The 15,346-nt window shown below is 50.6% G+C and carries 21 protein-coding genes; 17 read left to right on the forward strand and 4 right to left on the reverse strand.

Translation table 11 applies throughout. The features are described 5' to 3' along the window. From HMPREF1250_RS07515 to HMPREF1250_RS07575, 13 genes are all read left to right on the forward strand, one after another. Positions 1 to 682 (forward strand): PBSX family phage terminase large subunit (locus tag HMPREF1250_RS07515; RefSeq protein WP_023054140.1); only part of this gene is annotated, 682 nt, incomplete at its 5' end. Positions 683 to 693: 11 nt separating this feature from the next. After that, positions 694 to 1,251: a hypothetical protein gene (locus HMPREF1250_RS12065; protein WP_023054118.1), complete on the forward strand. Its 558-nt coding sequence runs from the start codon at positions 694 to 696 to the stop codon at positions 1,249 to 1,251. Then, positions 1,244 to 1,657 carry a hypothetical protein gene (locus tag HMPREF1250_RS12070; protein WP_036242989.1) on the forward strand — a complete coding sequence of 138 codons (414 nt, stop codon included), beginning with the start codon at positions 1,244 to 1,246 and terminating at the stop codon, positions 1,655 to 1,657. Before HMPREF1250_RS12065 ends, HMPREF1250_RS12070 begins: the two co-directional genes overlap by 8 nt. A 3-nt stretch (positions 1,658 to 1,660) precedes the next feature. Beyond that, positions 1,661 to 3,148, forward strand: coding sequence for a hypothetical protein (locus tag HMPREF1250_RS07530; RefSeq protein WP_023054102.1), 1,488 nt, complete (start codon positions 1,661 to 1,663; stop codon positions 3,146 to 3,148). Further along, positions 3,138 to 3,386, forward strand: a complete 249-nt coding sequence (locus HMPREF1250_RS07535; protein WP_023054085.1) for a hypothetical protein — start codon at positions 3,138 to 3,140, stop codon at positions 3,384 to 3,386. The genes HMPREF1250_RS07530 and HMPREF1250_RS07535 overlap by 11 nt, the downstream gene beginning before the upstream one ends. Positions 3,387 to 3,490: 104 nt before the next feature. Next, positions 3,491 to 4,192 (forward strand): hypothetical protein, encoded by a 702-nt coding sequence (locus HMPREF1250_RS07540; protein WP_023054097.1) that lies wholly within the window; start codon positions 3,491 to 3,493, stop codon positions 4,190 to 4,192. Continuing rightward, on the forward strand, positions 4,192 to 5,046 hold the full coding sequence (locus HMPREF1250_RS07545) for a phage capsid protein (protein WP_023054065.1): 855 nt from the start codon (positions 4,192 to 4,194) through the stop codon (positions 5,044 to 5,046). The genes HMPREF1250_RS07540 and HMPREF1250_RS07545 overlap by 1 nt, the downstream gene beginning before the upstream one ends. A gap of 4 nt (positions 5,047 to 5,050) precedes the next feature. Beyond that, positions 5,051 to 5,515, forward strand: a complete 465-nt coding sequence (locus HMPREF1250_RS07550) for an HK97 gp10 family phage protein (protein WP_023054126.1) — start codon at positions 5,051 to 5,053, stop codon at positions 5,513 to 5,515. After that, entirely contained in the window at positions 5,515 to 5,901 is a 387-nt protein-coding gene (locus tag HMPREF1250_RS07555) for a hypothetical protein (RefSeq protein ID WP_023054113.1), read from the forward strand. The genes HMPREF1250_RS07550 and HMPREF1250_RS07555 overlap by 1 nt, the downstream gene beginning before the upstream one ends. Before the next feature lie 62 nt (positions 5,902 to 5,963). Continuing rightward, positions 5,964 to 6,305, forward strand: a complete 342-nt coding sequence (locus HMPREF1250_RS07560; protein ID WP_231391302.1) for a hypothetical protein — start codon at positions 5,964 to 5,966, stop codon at positions 6,303 to 6,305. 13 nt (positions 6,306 to 6,318) lie between these two features. After that, positions 6,319 to 6,783, forward strand: a complete 465-nt coding sequence (locus HMPREF1250_RS07565) for a phage tail tube protein (protein ID WP_023054089.1) — start codon at positions 6,319 to 6,321, stop codon at positions 6,781 to 6,783. Positions 6,784 to 6,797: 14 nt separating this feature from the next. Beyond that, the gene (locus HMPREF1250_RS07570; protein ID WP_023054090.1) at positions 6,798 to 7,175 is read left to right on the forward strand and encodes a hypothetical protein; all 378 of its coding nucleotides are present in this window, start codon (positions 6,798 to 6,800) and stop codon (positions 7,173 to 7,175) included. Between the two features lie 119 nt (positions 7,176 to 7,294). After that, complete coding sequence (locus HMPREF1250_RS07575; protein ID WP_023054111.1) at positions 7,295 to 7,564, forward strand: hypothetical protein; 270 nt, start codon at positions 7,295 to 7,297, stop codon at positions 7,562 to 7,564. 794 nt (positions 7,565 to 8,358) lie between these two features. Here HMPREF1250_RS07575 and HMPREF1250_RS07580 read toward each other — a convergent pair. Then, a complete protein-coding gene (locus HMPREF1250_RS07580; protein ID WP_023054136.1) occupies positions 8,359 to 8,946 on the reverse strand; it encodes a LysE family transporter in 588 nt (195 codons plus the stop codon). A gap of 146 nt (positions 8,947 to 9,092) precedes the next feature. Between HMPREF1250_RS07580 and HMPREF1250_RS07585 the strand changes: the two genes are divergently transcribed. Continuing rightward, positions 9,093 to 9,977: a LysR family transcriptional regulator gene (locus HMPREF1250_RS07585; protein WP_023054082.1), complete on the forward strand. Its 885-nt coding sequence runs from the start codon at positions 9,093 to 9,095 to the stop codon at positions 9,975 to 9,977. An 82-nt stretch (positions 9,978 to 10,059) separates the two neighbouring features. On the opposite strand, the gene pdxT is transcribed toward HMPREF1250_RS07585, so the two are convergent. Then, a complete protein-coding gene (gene pdxT, locus HMPREF1250_RS07590; RefSeq protein ID WP_023054083.1) occupies positions 10,060 to 10,683 on the reverse strand; it encodes a pyridoxal 5'-phosphate synthase glutaminase subunit PdxT in 624 nt (207 codons plus the stop codon). 1 nt (position 10,684) lies between these two features. Beyond that, positions 10,685 to 11,578, reverse strand: a complete 894-nt coding sequence (pdxS, locus tag HMPREF1250_RS07595) for a pyridoxal 5'-phosphate synthase lyase subunit PdxS (protein ID WP_023054123.1) — start codon at positions 11,576 to 11,578, stop codon at positions 10,685 to 10,687. A gap of 114 nt (positions 11,579 to 11,692) precedes the next feature. On the opposite strand from pdxS, the gene HMPREF1250_RS07600 reads away from it, so the two are divergent. After that, a complete protein-coding gene (locus tag HMPREF1250_RS07600; protein WP_023054135.1) occupies positions 11,693 to 13,099 on the forward strand; it encodes a PLP-dependent aminotransferase family protein in 1,407 nt (468 codons plus the stop codon). Between the two features lie 76 nt (positions 13,100 to 13,175). Then, positions 13,176 to 14,162, forward strand: a complete 987-nt coding sequence (locus HMPREF1250_RS07605; protein ID WP_036243003.1) for a site-specific integrase — start codon at positions 13,176 to 13,178, stop codon at positions 14,160 to 14,162. A gap of 46 nt (positions 14,163 to 14,208) precedes the next feature. On the opposite strand, the gene HMPREF1250_RS07610 is transcribed toward HMPREF1250_RS07605, so the two are convergent. Next, positions 14,209 to 14,535 (reverse strand): LysM peptidoglycan-binding domain-containing protein, encoded by a 327-nt coding sequence (locus HMPREF1250_RS07610; RefSeq protein WP_023054063.1) that lies wholly within the window; start codon positions 14,533 to 14,535, stop codon positions 14,209 to 14,211. A 169-nt stretch (positions 14,536 to 14,704) separates the two neighbouring features. Here HMPREF1250_RS07610 and lexA point away from each other — a divergent pair, with 169 nt between their 5' ends. Beyond that, positions 14,705 to 15,322, forward strand: coding sequence for a transcriptional repressor LexA (lexA, locus tag HMPREF1250_RS07615; protein ID WP_036242991.1), 618 nt, complete (start codon positions 14,705 to 14,707; stop codon positions 15,320 to 15,322). Positions 15,323 to 15,346: the final 24 nt, after the last annotated feature.

Genomic DNA, 15,346 nt, shown 5'->3' on the forward strand with positions numbered 1-15,346 from the left:
TTCGACGTACTTAGGCGTTCCGCGGGAGTGGCTGGGGGACCGATTCTTTGAGGACGCCGAAAAGCTGAAAGCAAAAAATGAAATGGACTACCGTCATGAATACCTCGGCGAAGTCACCGGGACCGGCGGGGCTGTTTTCGAGAACGTGGAAGACATGGAAATGTCTGACGAGATGGTGGCCAGGTTTGACCGCCGGAGATACGGCCTGGATTTTGGCTTTGCCGTCGATCCGCTGGCGTTCGTGGCCATGCATTATGACGCTAAGCACGAGGTTTTATATATTTTTGATGAGCTGTACCGGCAGAAATTGACCAGCAGTCAAACAGTTAAAGCAATCATCCCCCGCGTCCATGGCGGCCGCATCCTTGCCGATTCGGCAGAGCCGAAATCAATCGCCGAGATGGGTGCCTTGGGACTGCGTATTTCCGGCGCCCGGAAAGGGCCGGACAGCGTGGAATTTGGGATGAAGTGGCTCCAGAATCGGAATCACATCTACATCGACAAGCGGCGCTGCCCGAACACATACAAAGAGTTCGTTACCTATGAGTATGAACGCAACAAAGACGGGCAGTTTATCAGTTCGTACCCGGACGCCGATAATCACAGTATCGACGCCTGCCGCTATGGGCTGTCAGAGGTTATGAACCGGGATAAGATAGTCGCGAAGCGTGTCAACTATTAGGAGGAAGCTATATGGATTACCAGCTGCTAAAGGATGCCTACTATGGATCAGGCGGATTCTCTACAGGCAGTTATCTGAATAAGCACAAGCGCGAATCGAATGAAGATTATCAGTTCCGGAAGGTGAATGCCTATTATCTCAATTATTTTGCGCCGATCGTCAACGCGCTGGTCGATCCCATCTTCAAACGGCCACCGCTGCGTGACTATTCCGGACCGGCCGCTGCGACGGTCAAGGCCTTTTTAGAAGATGCGGACACGAACGGCGCTGACATTCACATGTTCATGAAGCGGGCAGCGATTATGGCCAAAGTCTACGGAGTGGCGTTTCTGGTGGTCGACAATGTCCGGGACAAACAGGCCCGGACGCTGGCCGAAATGTTGCAGCACCGTGAACTCCCCTATGCGTATATCCTGGGACCGCAGAACTTGCAGGAGTACGGTGTCGATAAGACGGGGGCGCTGCTGTATATTCGTTTTCAGGAGATCTCCAGTATTAAAGACGGTGCCGTACAGTATCCTGCAAACTCAAATCAGCAGTCTGATCCAAGAGATGTACCGTATGGCTAACTTATCTTTTGTCATCAATACATCGCGAGATACCAACAGCGGTATCGCCAGACAATGGGAGTTTGAGCGGACGAACCAGCAGCTGGCTAACTTTGCCATGCAGTGTGCTCGGGCAGAGGAGAATGTGGTTTCGCTGGTCGCGCAATGGGTAAACAGCGACATTACGTATACCGTCGGGTATCCGGATGATTTTGGCGTTGTCGATATTGCGGAGCAGTTGAAGCAGGCGCAGCAGGTGCTGGACATGGACCTGGTGGACGGGATGAACGTGGAAGTGTTGAAAAAAGTTCTGTCGGCGTACTGCCCGGATATTCCAGGTGAGCGTTTTGATGAGCTGGTGGAGCAAATGGAGAAGGCACGGGACGACGCGGCAAACCGGGAGCCGGGGCCTGCCGGAAAGGAATAACCTATGGGCAGTCCTATTCAGGCGATTTTGACCGCGTTTTCTCTGGCATACCGGGAGAAAAGCCAGAAGGTTATCCTGCTGGTCGCATCGTATCTGGCTGACGGGTATTCCGTTTCGGACGCCGTAGACAAGGCCATGCAGGTCGCAGCAGTTTCATCGTTTCTGGCGGCCACCGTGCGAGATGCCATACAAAACGCTGCAGCAGTTGGCGCCGGTGTGGCGGACATCCCGCTGCTGCCGGAGCTGACTGGCGCCTGGGATAGTTCCGGGATGACGCTTTCTGAAAAATTGCACGGAGTGGACACGGAGATGCGCCGGGCGATAGTGTCCACGATCAAGGCGCAGCAGCGATTGGGGGTACATGCGATGCAGGCGGCCCGGGCCTTGTATAATGGGTATACGGCCGGCCATGTTGTACGCAGACAGCCGCTGCCGGAGTACCTGCAACAGATAGTTGCTTTTACCCGCCGGGCATACCTGACTGAGCCGGACAAGAAAAAGCTGCAGCAGCTGATCCGGAAAGCGGCGCGACAGACAGAAGCGATCAGCCGTGACGGGGCCCCGGATAAATCGCTTCAGACGGCCTACAGGCAGCTGTTAGACGCTGTCACGACAGCCAATGCCAAGGCCATGGAAAACGCCGTCAGAACGGCCGTAGAAGAGAAAAGCCGTTATGTAGCAGAGCGTATCGCCCGGACAGAAGCAGCCAGGGCATGGGCCGACGGATTTCATGCGCGGTATGACAGCGATGATGACGTCATTGCGTATCGCTGGCAGCTTTCCAGCCGGCACCCGCATTATGATATCTGCGATATGTATGCCCGTGCCGATCTCTGGGGGCTGGGCCCCGGCGTCTTCCCGAAAGATAAGACGCCTATACTGCCGGTTCATCCGCACTGCCTCTGCCATCTGTCCCTCGTGTATGTCACGGAGCTAGCCGGAAAACAGGAGAAAGATAATATAAAGGCCGGCGGGGACCGCTATTTACAGAGACAATCCCACCTGAAACGCTGCCAACTGATGGGGATTGAAGGGGCGCATGCCTGGGAGCAGGGGCGGACTGACTGGCGTCAATATATGCGAAATTGGTCATCAAAATTCTTTGCATCCAGCCGTTTGATTGCGTATAATGAACCTACGGGGATTGGTCATTGGGAAACTAATGAAAAAGGGCATTTCGTTCCTACCGTTAGTATTCCTTTGAAAGATAGGTTCTCTGTCCCCCGAGTTTCGGCCCCAAATGCAGTTATAGAATATGGAAGCCATAATGGGAGAAATATCCGACAACGAAATTTAGCGCTGTATGATGAACATGGTTTTTTAACTAAATTGTTTCATGGGGGCCCTCATAATAATTCAAAGAAACACCCTTATGGTATTTACGGGGAGCACGTACATGAATTCCCGATCGAAAACGGAAATGTTAGTTTCAAGGAAAAAACAACAAGAGGATTTACTTTAGAAGAAAGGAGGCTTTTTAATGACGATTGATGAATTCAAAGATATGTTGTGGGATGATTTTGTGTGTGATTTACCTGACATTAAATTTGCAATATATCCAGGGCTTGAAAAGAAGGGGTATATTTCGGCTACAACTGACATTAATGGTAGTACGGATGCACCCCTGCAAAACTTCAAAGATTTTAATGACCTTTTAATGTATTTTCATGTTAACGGGAAGCCTCTAAAAGAAATCATTCCCTTAGTTGACGCAGCAGCGCTTACCTGACGTAAGCGCTTTTTTGTTGCAACTTTATATCTTGTCTTTTCGCCGCCAGACGCGGACCGCAGACGTAAAAGAACGGTTCTTTTTTTATACCCGGGAGGTACAACATGGCGTATACACTGGAACAGATTTACGAAGCATTGGGGAAAATCGAGAATGGCGGTACGATGGTGGCGGATTTGCAGGACGCGATTCGCGGAGCCCGTGACGAAGCGGCAAAGAGCCGCATTGAAAAGAATAAAATTCTCGACGCGCTCAATCTTCGTAATGGAGGAGACCCGGACGGAAACCTTCAGAACATCGTAGCGACACTTACTGCACTCCAGGCAGCTGGCGGCGACCCGTCGAAGCTGGGCACGCAGGTCGAGGCGCTGCAGGCACAGGTCAAAGACCTGACCGATAAGTACGCAGCTAGTGAAAAGACGGCGGCAGAAGAAAAAGAAAAGCGTATTCAGACGGCGATGAAGTCGCAGGTCCTGGCGGCCCTCACAGACGGCAAAGCCATTAAGCCGGACGTCTTCACGCAAGTGCTGCTCAGTCATATCAGCGCTAAAGACGATGGCAGCCTGGTCTACAAAGAGGGGGACAATGAGGTCTCTATTGCCGACGGCGTGAAAGGCTGGCTCAGCAAGAACCCGTGGGCGGTGAAAAATGACAGCCGCTCCGGTAGCGGCGAGGCTGGCGGCGGCGGAACGGGTTCCGGTGGCAAAGCGTATACGATGGAAGACCTAAAAGGCATGACCCGTGCAGAAATCAATGAGCACTGGGGCGAAATCAGTAAAGGTATTGATAAAGGAGATGGAAACTAATGGCAATTTCAACGTTTATTCCAACCATTTGGGAAGCGCGCTTACTGGCGCACCTGGACAAGGCGCTTGTCTATGGGAATCTGTGCAATCGGGATTATGAAGGCGATATTTCGCAGGCCGGGGACACGGTAAAGATCAACCAGATCGGCGACATCGCCGTGCGGGATTACAAGAAGGCGGAAGACATTACTCTGGATGATGTGGACGGCACGCCGACGACACTCAAGATCGACCAGCAGAAGTATTTCGGCTTTAAGGTCGATGATGTAGATGCCGCCCAGGCGAACGTCAATCTGATTGATGGAGCGATGCAGCGGGCGTCTTATGCGGTTCGTGACGTCGTAGACCAGTATATCGCGGCGTTCCACAAGCAGGCCGGGGTAACGGATGGCCTCGGCTCAGATACGAAGCCGCTGGCCCTTACCACCGCCGCCCAGGCCTATGAGGCGTTGGTAGATATGAAAGGCGCGCTGGATGACCAGAACGTCCGCGCTGACGGTCGTTTTGTCGTGGTCCCGTCCTGGTTCTACGGGCTGATGCTCAAGGACAATCGCTTTGTTGCGGCCGGCACGGCAAAGACGGACGCGGTGCTGACGAACGGCTTCATCGGTACGGCGGCCGGGTTTAGCATCTACCAGTCTAATAACGTGCCGAACACGGCGAAGGCGAAGTATAAGATTCTGGCCGGTACAACGCAGGCAATTTCCTACGCGTCGCAGATCGCCAAGACGGAAGCCTTCCGGCCGGAAAAATCGTTCTGCGATGCCGTAAAAGGGCTGTTTGTTTACGGCGCCCAGGTCGTGCAGCCGAAAGCGCTGGCGTGCATGACGGCGAACCCGACGGCAGGCGCATAGGCGTATGGATCTCTACATTGAGGTCCACGGGCTGGAAGAAGCCTTGTCCCGGTTAGACCGCGTTTCGGCCGGGGCCAAGGCGCAGCTGCGGCAGGCGATGCAGATGGCCGTGCGGGACATTCAGGAGGAAGCGAGAAGCAAGCACCGATTTGTCACGCGTACCGGTGAGGCGGAACGGTCCATCACTACTGCGGTCGAATCCGGGAGAGATACCCTTGTTGGCACTGTCGGCACGACACGAAAGGTGACGGTCTACCTTCATCAGGGGACTCAGGGGCATGTGATTCGGCCGAAACGAAAGCTGGCGCTGCGCTGGACAGCAGGCGGTCAGTTTGTATTTGCCAAGCGGGCCTATCATCCGGGAACCCGGCGTGATCCTTTTATTTTTGACGCGGCGCGCAGTCAGGAGCGGCGTGTTGTCGGGCGTTTTGAAAGAGCCATACAGCGCGTGATGGAAGAGGTGAGGTAATGGAGTTCGTTACACTGGCTGATATTACGGATAATATCCTGACATGCAGAGACGAAGATATCGCCTTTGCCAACGATTACCTCCATCGGCTGGCCGTATCATTCAGTCTGGCCGATGAGGAAATTCGGCTGCCGCCTGCGCTGTCTGTCAAGCAGCTCGGCAAGGCGATTGCCTGCCGGGAGTGCGCGGCGTCTATGGTGGGCTCAGATACGACGGTCATGGTAGATGGCAGCCGTTCGGAAGATGTTTATTTCCAGAAGTATAAGATGTACGTTCAGCTGGCCAAGGACCTGGAAAGTCGGCTGACCTATGCCGATTTTGCCGTGACCGGTACGGATGGCAGCGGGAAGGGGGGTGTCGGGGTAATCCGCTTATCCCGCGCATGATGAACCGATTCCGACAAATTGCGAATGAAATTTGTGAAATCCTGAAAGAGGAATTTCCGGATATGGTATGGCTGAACGCCGTAGCCGGACCGGCCTACCCTAAGGAGCTGACGGGGTATATCTGCTGCGATTCCATCGCGTACGAGCCATACAGTAAGGAAAAGCGGCAGGCCTCGGCGGTGTTTACGATTGAAATTATCTCCCCGAACCCTAAGGGCAAGGAGAACGACGCGCAGTATATTGAGGACCTGGCGATGGAGGTCGGTGACGTCCTGCGTGAAAATGAAACGATTGACGGCTGGGCGGAAAATAGCAATGTCGATAAAGTTGTCTTTGCCACGCCGGCAGGGATGACGAATATCGGCCTGGCCGTTTTTCAATTTACCGTTACGTACACAGATTAGGAGGATATAGCATATGGCACGTAAATTTGCAACACCTACCAATACCGGCTCGGTCGCTACCGCCGGGAAAGATTATCTGATTTATTTGAATACAGGCGAAACGGAAGCCGCCCCGGTATGGACGCTTCTCGGTGGGCAGCGCAGCGGCGATCTTACCCGTAAGGCCGATTCGATCGACGCCAGCAATAAGACGTCCGGCGGATGGAAATCGACACTGGCCGGACTGCGCGAATGGAGTATTGACCTGGAATCGGTCGTTATCCTCAGCGATGCCGGGGCCCAGTTCCTGGAAGACGCCTTTAATGAGGGGCAGCTGGTTAATGTTAAATTTGAATACCCGGACAAGAAATACCGTACCGGTTGGGCCGCTGTCACGGACCTCAGCCTGTCGACGAAATACGATGACGCGGCCACCATTAAGGGGACGCTGTCCGGCAATGGCGCGCTGTCGGATTTGAAGAACGCAGCCGGCGCATAAGGAGGGGGCCCTAAATGCAGAAAGTACCGTTTGAATTATTCGGCGAAGGCCAGTACCTGTATTTTAACGTCGCGCGCCTGGCGCAGCTGGAGCAGGCGTGTGGGTGCGGCATCAGCAATATCGTCAGTAAGCAGGAGCTGAACCTGGGCGTGTTGATCAAAATTTTCATGATCGGCCTGGGACAGCATAAGAAGCGAAATGAGCTCTGGTATGCGCAGCGGATGCAGGAGCTGCTGGACGACGGGGCCAGCCTGGAAGAGGAGTTTTACATACCGGCAGTGAAAGCGATTGCCGGTAGCGGCATTCTGGGCAAGGCGGCATACTATGCGGCTTTCCCGGAGGAGCTGACGGATAAGGCGGCGCAGGACGTAGAAGACGAAAAAAAAGAGTAGAGGCGGAGGGGGCTGCGGATAAGCCGCCCACGTCTTTTTATGAGTGGCTGGAATGGGCAGAAACGCAGGCATACGGGCCGTTAGCGCTAAAGCCCTGGGAGTTTTACCGACTGACACCGATGGAGCTGTATAAGCTGATTGACGGATATCAGGCGCGCAGGGAAGACGGGGCCTTTATGGCTGCCTGGTTTACCAGCAACATGATGAGCGTGCACACAAAACATCCCGTGCCGGCTAAAGAGCTGGTGCGGCCGTTCCTGCACGAGAAGACCAGCGGGGAGCTGCGCCGCGAACGGGAAGAATTTTTAAAGTCGTTTACCAGACAGCGAGAGGAGGCGGGATTAGATGGCGACCGTAGCGAGTATCTTGATCCGGATCGGAGCGAATAGCACCGGACTGCGCCAGGAGCTACAGAAGACAAAATGGAGCACAAGCGGGCAGTCATTAAAAGGCAACGCGACACCTGGGCCATAGCTGCCGGTGTGCTGCTGGTTGGCTTAGCCGCAAAATAAGATAATCCCGTCGGATCAGCGCAATGCTGACTCGGCGGGGCTATTTTTTTTGCCAACTTTTCCTTAACTTTATAATATTTTTATAATTTTTTGGTGCTCAAAACACTCTCTTTTCTACTACGACACAGCGCATTATTGTGCAGTTGACATCTATAACAATTACATTTTACGAGGTTCACAAAGCCCAGTCAAGGTGCATACTGTCCAGTTTGACGGGGCTTTACTTTTCCGCTATTTCTTCCGCTATCCGCCTCATTTTTGTGTATAAACCTATAATAATCGATAGTAAAATATAATAGGTAGATTCCTCGATAAATGGTGGAAAATACACATTTATCAATAAGCCATAGTAAACCATAGAAACGTATAAATTATTAGTTCCGATAATATAACGTTATCGGAACTAATTGTATATCTTTTTAATTGCTTATTTATGTCTTTTAAATTTCGTCGATAAACATGCTATTTATTGCGGAACTATCCTATATTTTTCTTCATGTCTATTTATGCTTATTTATGTCTTTTGTTTTTTAAATATCGGCAAAAGCAAGATAATGTTTTACGGAAAAACGTCAGTACTGAGATATTTTAATCCGCTGTCGTTTAAAATAAGAACGATATTTTTCCTTTTTCACGGTCTTTCAGCAATTTCACATAATCGATCAGCTTTGTTACCGGTCCAGAAGCATGGTCACAGCGCAATATACTAACGCTAAGGCCATAATCAGATTCGTCGCTTTTCTGTACGTTGAAAACAACTGTTCAAAGGCGGCGCCGAAGAATGACCAACAACAAGTACCGGCGAATCCGATAAACGACAAAAGAAAGATGAAAAAGGCAATATCCGCAAAGGCTCTGTAATGAGGGAAAACAAAGGATGACATGGCCGTAATACCGTAAAGAATAACCTTTACGTTGATAAATTGCAGAATCATGCCTGTAAAGAAGCTCGTTGTCTGCATGAGACTCTTTTTACCGTCACTCGGTTTATCTCGCCAGATGATCCAGGCAAGCCAAAGGATATATGCGGCGCCGACTGCCAACATGGCCGGTTCGACAGTGGGGATCAGATCGTAAAGCAAAGCGAAAAAAATCGCGCAGCAGGACATGACCAGAATAAATCCCATAAAAATGCCGAGATTAAAGGGAAATGATTTTTTGAAGCCATACTTCCCCGCATTAGTCATGGACATGATATTGTTCGGTCCCGGCGTGAACGCCGTAAGAAAAACATATGAAAAAAAGGCTGCAAAATTCATGATAAATACCTCCTGTGACAATACTAATTATGTCTTGCAACTTCCCTCTTCATTTGGTATCTTATCATTAAAGGTAAGTTCATTCAAATTGAACATATCGAACATTGAATTCAATATTTTTGAATAGTAAAAAGAGGGATCAGCGAATGGACTTGAAATACTTGCATACGTTCAAGACGGTTACTGAAGAAGGTAGTTTTATTCGTGCTGCAGAGCGGTTAAATTACACACAATCGACGATAACTTTTCAGATCAATCAGTTGGAAAAGGATCTTTCCATAAAGCTTTTTGAAAAAATCGGCAGAAAAATGGTTCTCACGAAAGCCGGTGAATCATTGATTCCCTATGTGGATGATGTGCTGTTTTCTTTGGATAAGTTAAAAAATTTCGATGCAGATCTCAGTGGCTACAGCGGTGATTTGCACGTCGGCGTCGGCGAGACGCTGCTATGTTACAAGGTACCCCGGATTCTGCGAAAATTCCGTGAAGAAGCGCCGAAAGCACAGCTTTTTCTGCGATCGATGAACTGTTATGACATTCGTGATGAATTGATGACGGGTGCTTTGGATATCGGAATTTTTTACGACTACGTCGGCGGTTTCGGTACCAGTCTGAAAACGCATGCCATTGATACATACGGTTTGGCATTGCTTGCTTCGCCGGAGATGCGAGACCGATTTCCCGATTTCATTACGGCCGATCAGCAGATTCCCGTATCGTTTATCATTAATGAGCCAACTTGCGTGTTCCGACAGATATTCGAACAATATCTGCGGAAAAAATCGATCATGTTGGATCATACCATTGAAATGTGGAGCATTACGACGATTAAGAACCTCGTGAAAAATAATGTCGGTATTACTTTTTTGCCCCGTTTCGCGGCGGCAGAGGAATTAAAAGCCGGCAGTCTCGTTGAGATACGAACGGAGCTTACGGATATGACGATAGCTGCTGTTTGCGGTTATCACAAGAACAAATGGGTCAGTCCGTTGATGGATCTGTTTATTTCCTCTTGTGCGACTATTCAATAAGGTTATCATAAACAGCTGACACTCCGCAATCGCCTGGCAAGCGATTGCGGAGTGTCAGCTAAAAACGGTTTCGTTAGAGCGGTTATGTTTCCTTGGAACGTTTTTTTTCTGAGAAAGAAAAGACGGTACCCTGCTCTTTTCCTGTTGACAGAGATTGCAAAAACAGCGCATGTATTCGCGTATCTTCACCTACTTCGGGATGAAAAGAAAGGGCAATCTGATTGCGGTAACGAACGGCGACGATCCGTTCATTTACAGTAGCCAGAATTTTGACAGCAGGATCCGCTTTTTCAATATACGGAGCACGAATAAAGGTCATCCGAACGTTGCCGATACCTTGAAACGGAGCGGTTGCAATGAAGCTCCCCAGCTGCCGGCCGTAAGCATTACGCCTGACTTGGACCGGCAGGGTACAAAAATAACGTTGCCGGTCATTGCTCAGTGTACGCGCCAACAGAATCATGCCGGCGCAGGTGGCTAAAACCGGTAAGCCATCTCTAATCCATTGCTGCAATGTAGCGAACATGCCCAGATCCCGGAGCAGCTTCCCTTGCACCGTACTTTCACCGCCTGGCAGGATGAGGCCGTCCGGTTTATCCGACAAGTCGTCTGGCCGCCGCAGTTCAACGGCAGTTGCACCGAGCTTTTTTACCATTCGGACGTGTTCGGCAAACGCTCCCTGTACGGCTAGAACGCCGACTCTCATCTTATTTCCCCCGTTCCGCCATGAGGACTTCGATTTCGTCTTTGTTGATACCGACCATGGCTTCCCCAAGGTTTTCGGAAAGAGCAGCCAGCCGTTTCGCGTCTTTATAGTTAGTTACCGCTTGGACGATTGCTGCGGCTCGCTTTGCAGGATCGCCGGACTTAAAGATGCCCGAGCCGACGAAGACGCCTTCGGCGCCAAGCTGCATCATCAGCGATACGTCGGCCGGTGTTGCAATGCCGCCGGCAGCAAAATTGACGACAGGGAGACGTTTGTTCTGGTGAACATAAACGATCAGATCGTAAGATACGCCCAATGTCTTGGCCGCTTCAAAAAGTTCGTCTTCCCGTTTGGCGGCAAGAGCGGCGATTTCTTCATTGATCAGGCGCATGTGGCTGACAGCCTGGACGACATCCCCCGTTCCCGGTTCTCCTTTGGTGCGTATCATTGACGCGCCTTCGGCAATACGGCGCAGGGCTTCCCCCAGGTTGCGGGCGCCGCAGACAAAGGGAACGGAAAACTGCGTTTTATCAATATGATAACTGTCGTCTGCCGGTGACAGGACTTCGCTTTCATCAATATAGTCGATTTCAATCGCTTCCAGAATCTGTGCTTCCGCAAAATGGCCGATGCGACATTTCGCCATGACTGGTATCGAAACGGCGTCCTGAATTCCCTTGATCATGGCAGGATCACTCATTCGCGATACGCCGCCGGCGGCGCGAATGTCTGCCGGAATCCGTTCCAACGCCATAACGGCACAAGCGCCGGCTGCTTCCGCTATTTTCGCCTGTTCCGGCGTCGTTACATCCATGATCACGCCTCCTTTCAGCATTTGAGCCAGTTCCTTGTTCAATTCATAACGGTTGCTTCCTTTTGTCGTTTCCGTTGTCATGATAAATACCTCCTTGTTATTCTTTACAGGTAATAGTATAATCATATTTGACCATTTTAAAATATTCAAAACAGTTTTATATTACAAGGTCAGTTTGCGAGGAAATCAGGTCAGATGCTTACCTATGTACTCGACGGGAACAGGTCAGGCTGTCTGTATGAACGGCTGTATAACTGCATTAAAGAGGATATTTTGACACAAGTTTTACAGGCCGGCGAAAAATTGCCGTCCAAGCGGAGTTTGGCTTCGCATCTGCAGATCAGCACGATGACTGTCGAAACCGCTTACGGGCAGTTGTTGGCTGAGGGATATATTTATTCTGTAGCCAAAAAAGGATTTTATGTTTCCCCATTTTCGAATCATGGCAGAATCAGTCAGCGACGCGCGCCGCAGTCGCTGCCGGTGACAAAGACGGCAGAAACGGTTTATTTTGCCGATTTTGTTTCCAATGAAATTCAGCCCGAAATGTTTCCTTTCGCCGCCTGGACAAAGACGATGCGCGCGGTCATGGCTGAAGAGCAGGAGCAGCTGGTGCGCTGTACTCCTGCCGGCGGCGCGCTCGCGCTGCGCCTGGCCATTTGTGATCATCTACGCCGTTTTCGCGGCATGTATGTCGAGCCCGAACAGGTCATCGTCGGCGCCGGTACGGAATACCTGTATGGTCTCCTGATTCGTTTCTTCGGGCCGGAACGGGTATATTGTCTGGAAGATCCCGGTTATGCCAAAATGCGCATGATCTACGCGTACAACAATGCCGCCTGCGTTTACGCCGGCGTTTCCGATGACGGTATCAAAATGGCCGATGTGCGGCGACAGCTGGCCGACGTCGTTCACATCAGCCCGTCGCATCAGTTTCCTACGGGGCTGATTATGCCCATTGCCAAGCGCTACGAATTGCTCAGCTGGGCCAACGAATGTGACGGTCGCCATATTTTGGAAGATGAATATGACAGTGAATTTCGTTTTATGGGCCGGCCAATTCCGACCTTATTCAGCATTGATGCTTCCGGCAAGGTTATCTATATGAATACCTTCTCCAAGAGCTTATCTCCGACGATCCGTATCAGCTATCTCGTATTGCCGCCGGAGTTGGTGTTGCCGTTTAAGGAAAAGCTTGGCTTCTTGTCCTGTACCGTTTCCAATTTCGAACAATATACGCTGGCCCGGTTCATGGGCGACGGCTTTTTCGAACGGCATTTGAATCATGTACGGACAGCTTACCGACATAAACGCGATCATTTGATCCGGGCCTTGAAACGAAGCCCGTTGTCAAAAAAGACGGAAATTATTGAAGCCAGTGCAGGGCTGCATTTTCTTCTTCAAGCGGATATTGAAGACGCTGACGCTCAGGTCATCGAACGTTGCCGGAAAGAAGGTTTGCGTCTGACAAGTCTTTCGCAATATTATTTCAATCCCCTTTCACAGCGGGAACATACATTTATCATTAATTATTCTACTTTAGAAGAAACCCGGATCGACGAAGCGGTGCGAAAACTTTGCCGCGCCATGTTGCGCTGCTGAAGCGCCGCCGGTTGTCATGCGAATGTACGGCTATCGTGCCGGAATCGCAGCGGATATGCGGGGAAGTGAGGTTACGATGGACAGACCACCTAAAGATTTCTATATCGGTCAGGCAGACGTATTGGCGGCAAATGAGAAGTTGTCCGATAAATCTCGCCAGAGTATTTCCATTTCCCGTTCGGCCCATACGTTGGATGCCTACGCGTCGGACTGGGACGATTTTTATGATTGGTGTGAGCAGCATGAAACGTATACCTTTCCTGCTGCTCCCGAAACGATCGTCAATTATATTAACGATCTGGCTGATAACGCCAAGGCGAATACTGTTGCCAGACGTATCAGCGCGCTGACGGAGAACTATGAGGCGGCGGGGGTCAAAGATAATCCCTGCCGGTTCCCTATCGTGAAAAACGCGTTGCGCGGTATTAAGCGCATGAAAGGTACGCTGCAACAGGGGAAAATGCCGATTCTCTATGACGATATCCGAGAAATGGCGGCAGCTGTTGACGGCGATGAACTGCAAATTGCCCGTGATAAGGCCATTCTTCTGATCGGTTTTTTCGGCGCCATGCGCCGGTCCGAAATCGCCGGACTTGACGTTGAAGATTTGCGTTTCCAGCGTTTGGGCTTGGTCATTACCTTGCGGAAATCGAAAACCGATCATTTGGGACAAGGACAGCGCATTGCGATACCCGTCATTAAGGATACGGATATTTGTGCCGTTACGGCTTTGAAACAATGGCTTGCAGTCAGCGGCATTACGACGGGGCCTGTTTTCCGCGGTTTTACAAAGGGTCGCGGCATCCGCAAGACTCGTATTTCCGATAAGGCGATTGCCTTGCTCGTCAAACACTATGTCGCTGTCGTCGGTATGGATCCCGCCGAATATGGCGCGCACAGCCTGCGTCACGGTTTTGCTACCTCGGCGGCGCAACATCGCGTGGAGGAGCGGCAGATTATGCGTCAGACGCGTCATAAATCCCAAGCTGTTCTGCGGCGTTATATTGATGAGGCGGACAGTCTGATTGATAATCCGATCTTAAAAATTACCGGTGATACCTAAAAAACAGCCTTCATCTTTTTTGATGAAGGCTGTTTCCGGCTTACTGTCAATGTGAAAATTTTGCTTTGGCCGCTGCTGCCGTTCCCTTTTCTACGGGAATCTGCAAAATCTGTCCGGGGCGGATATCTTCGGAATGAGACAAATGGTTGGCTTCCACGATGGCATAGACCTGGCTGCGTATATCGCTTCCCGGTTCGGCCACGGAAGAAGCCAATTTCCAGATCGTATCTCCCTCTTCGACCCGAACGGCTACGTAATCCTTATCGGCATAATAACTCCAACCTGCCTGCATGAAGGCGGCGGCTAAAACGAAGAATAAAGCGATATAGCGAAGGCGCCGTACGGTGCCGCGTTTTTTTGGTGATTTTTTCATAGCAGATCACTCCCAGCAAAGAGAACAGATGTTTTGCAAACAATTGTTTGGTGGCTGTGATTATTATATCGCCGAACATATGTTCTTGTCAAGGTTAATGAAACAAATGTTTGCTTTTTCTCCTGCAACACCGTATAATAAAGACACACTATATAGGAGTGAGATCAATATGCTGAATAATGAAAAACTCTTAAATCACAGGCAACGTCAGATTCTGGAATATATCCGCAGTTGTGTCCATCAGAACGGCTATCCGCCTTCGATTCGTGAAATTTGCAGTTCCGTCGGTCTCAGTTCTACGGCGACCGTATATTCTCATTTGAAAAGTCTGGAAGAAAACGGTCTGATTCGTCGCGGTTCTTCCAAAAACCGCACCATCGAGTTGCTCGATGAAGGTTCGTGGCGGTCAAAAAAAGTTGTTCCCGTCCCTATCGTCGGCCAGGTGCGCGCCGGCGTTCCCGTTCTGGCGGAAGAAGTTATTGAAGATGTCTACCCCTTTCCTGCCGAATTTATCGGCGATGACGACTGCTTTATGCTGACCGTTCGCGGCGACAGTATGCGCGATGCCGGTATACTGGAAGGCGACTGGCTTATTGTGCGAAAACAGGATCTGGCGCGAAACGGCGAGATTGTCGTGGCCATGCTTGAAGATGAAGCGACGGTTAAGCGCTACTATTTGGAAAAGGACCGCGTTCGTCTACAGCCGGAAAATGATGCCTATGAACCTATCTACACGCGTAACTGTAAGATTCTCGGCAAGGTTATCGGCGTTTTCCGCCTGTACTGACCGATGCCGGACTACCTTGTAACA

This window comes from Megasphaera vaginalis (ex Srinivasan et al. 2021), assembly GCF_000478965.1.
GTDB lineage: Bacteria > Bacillota > Negativicutes > Veillonellales > Megasphaeraceae > Megasphaera > Megasphaera vaginalis.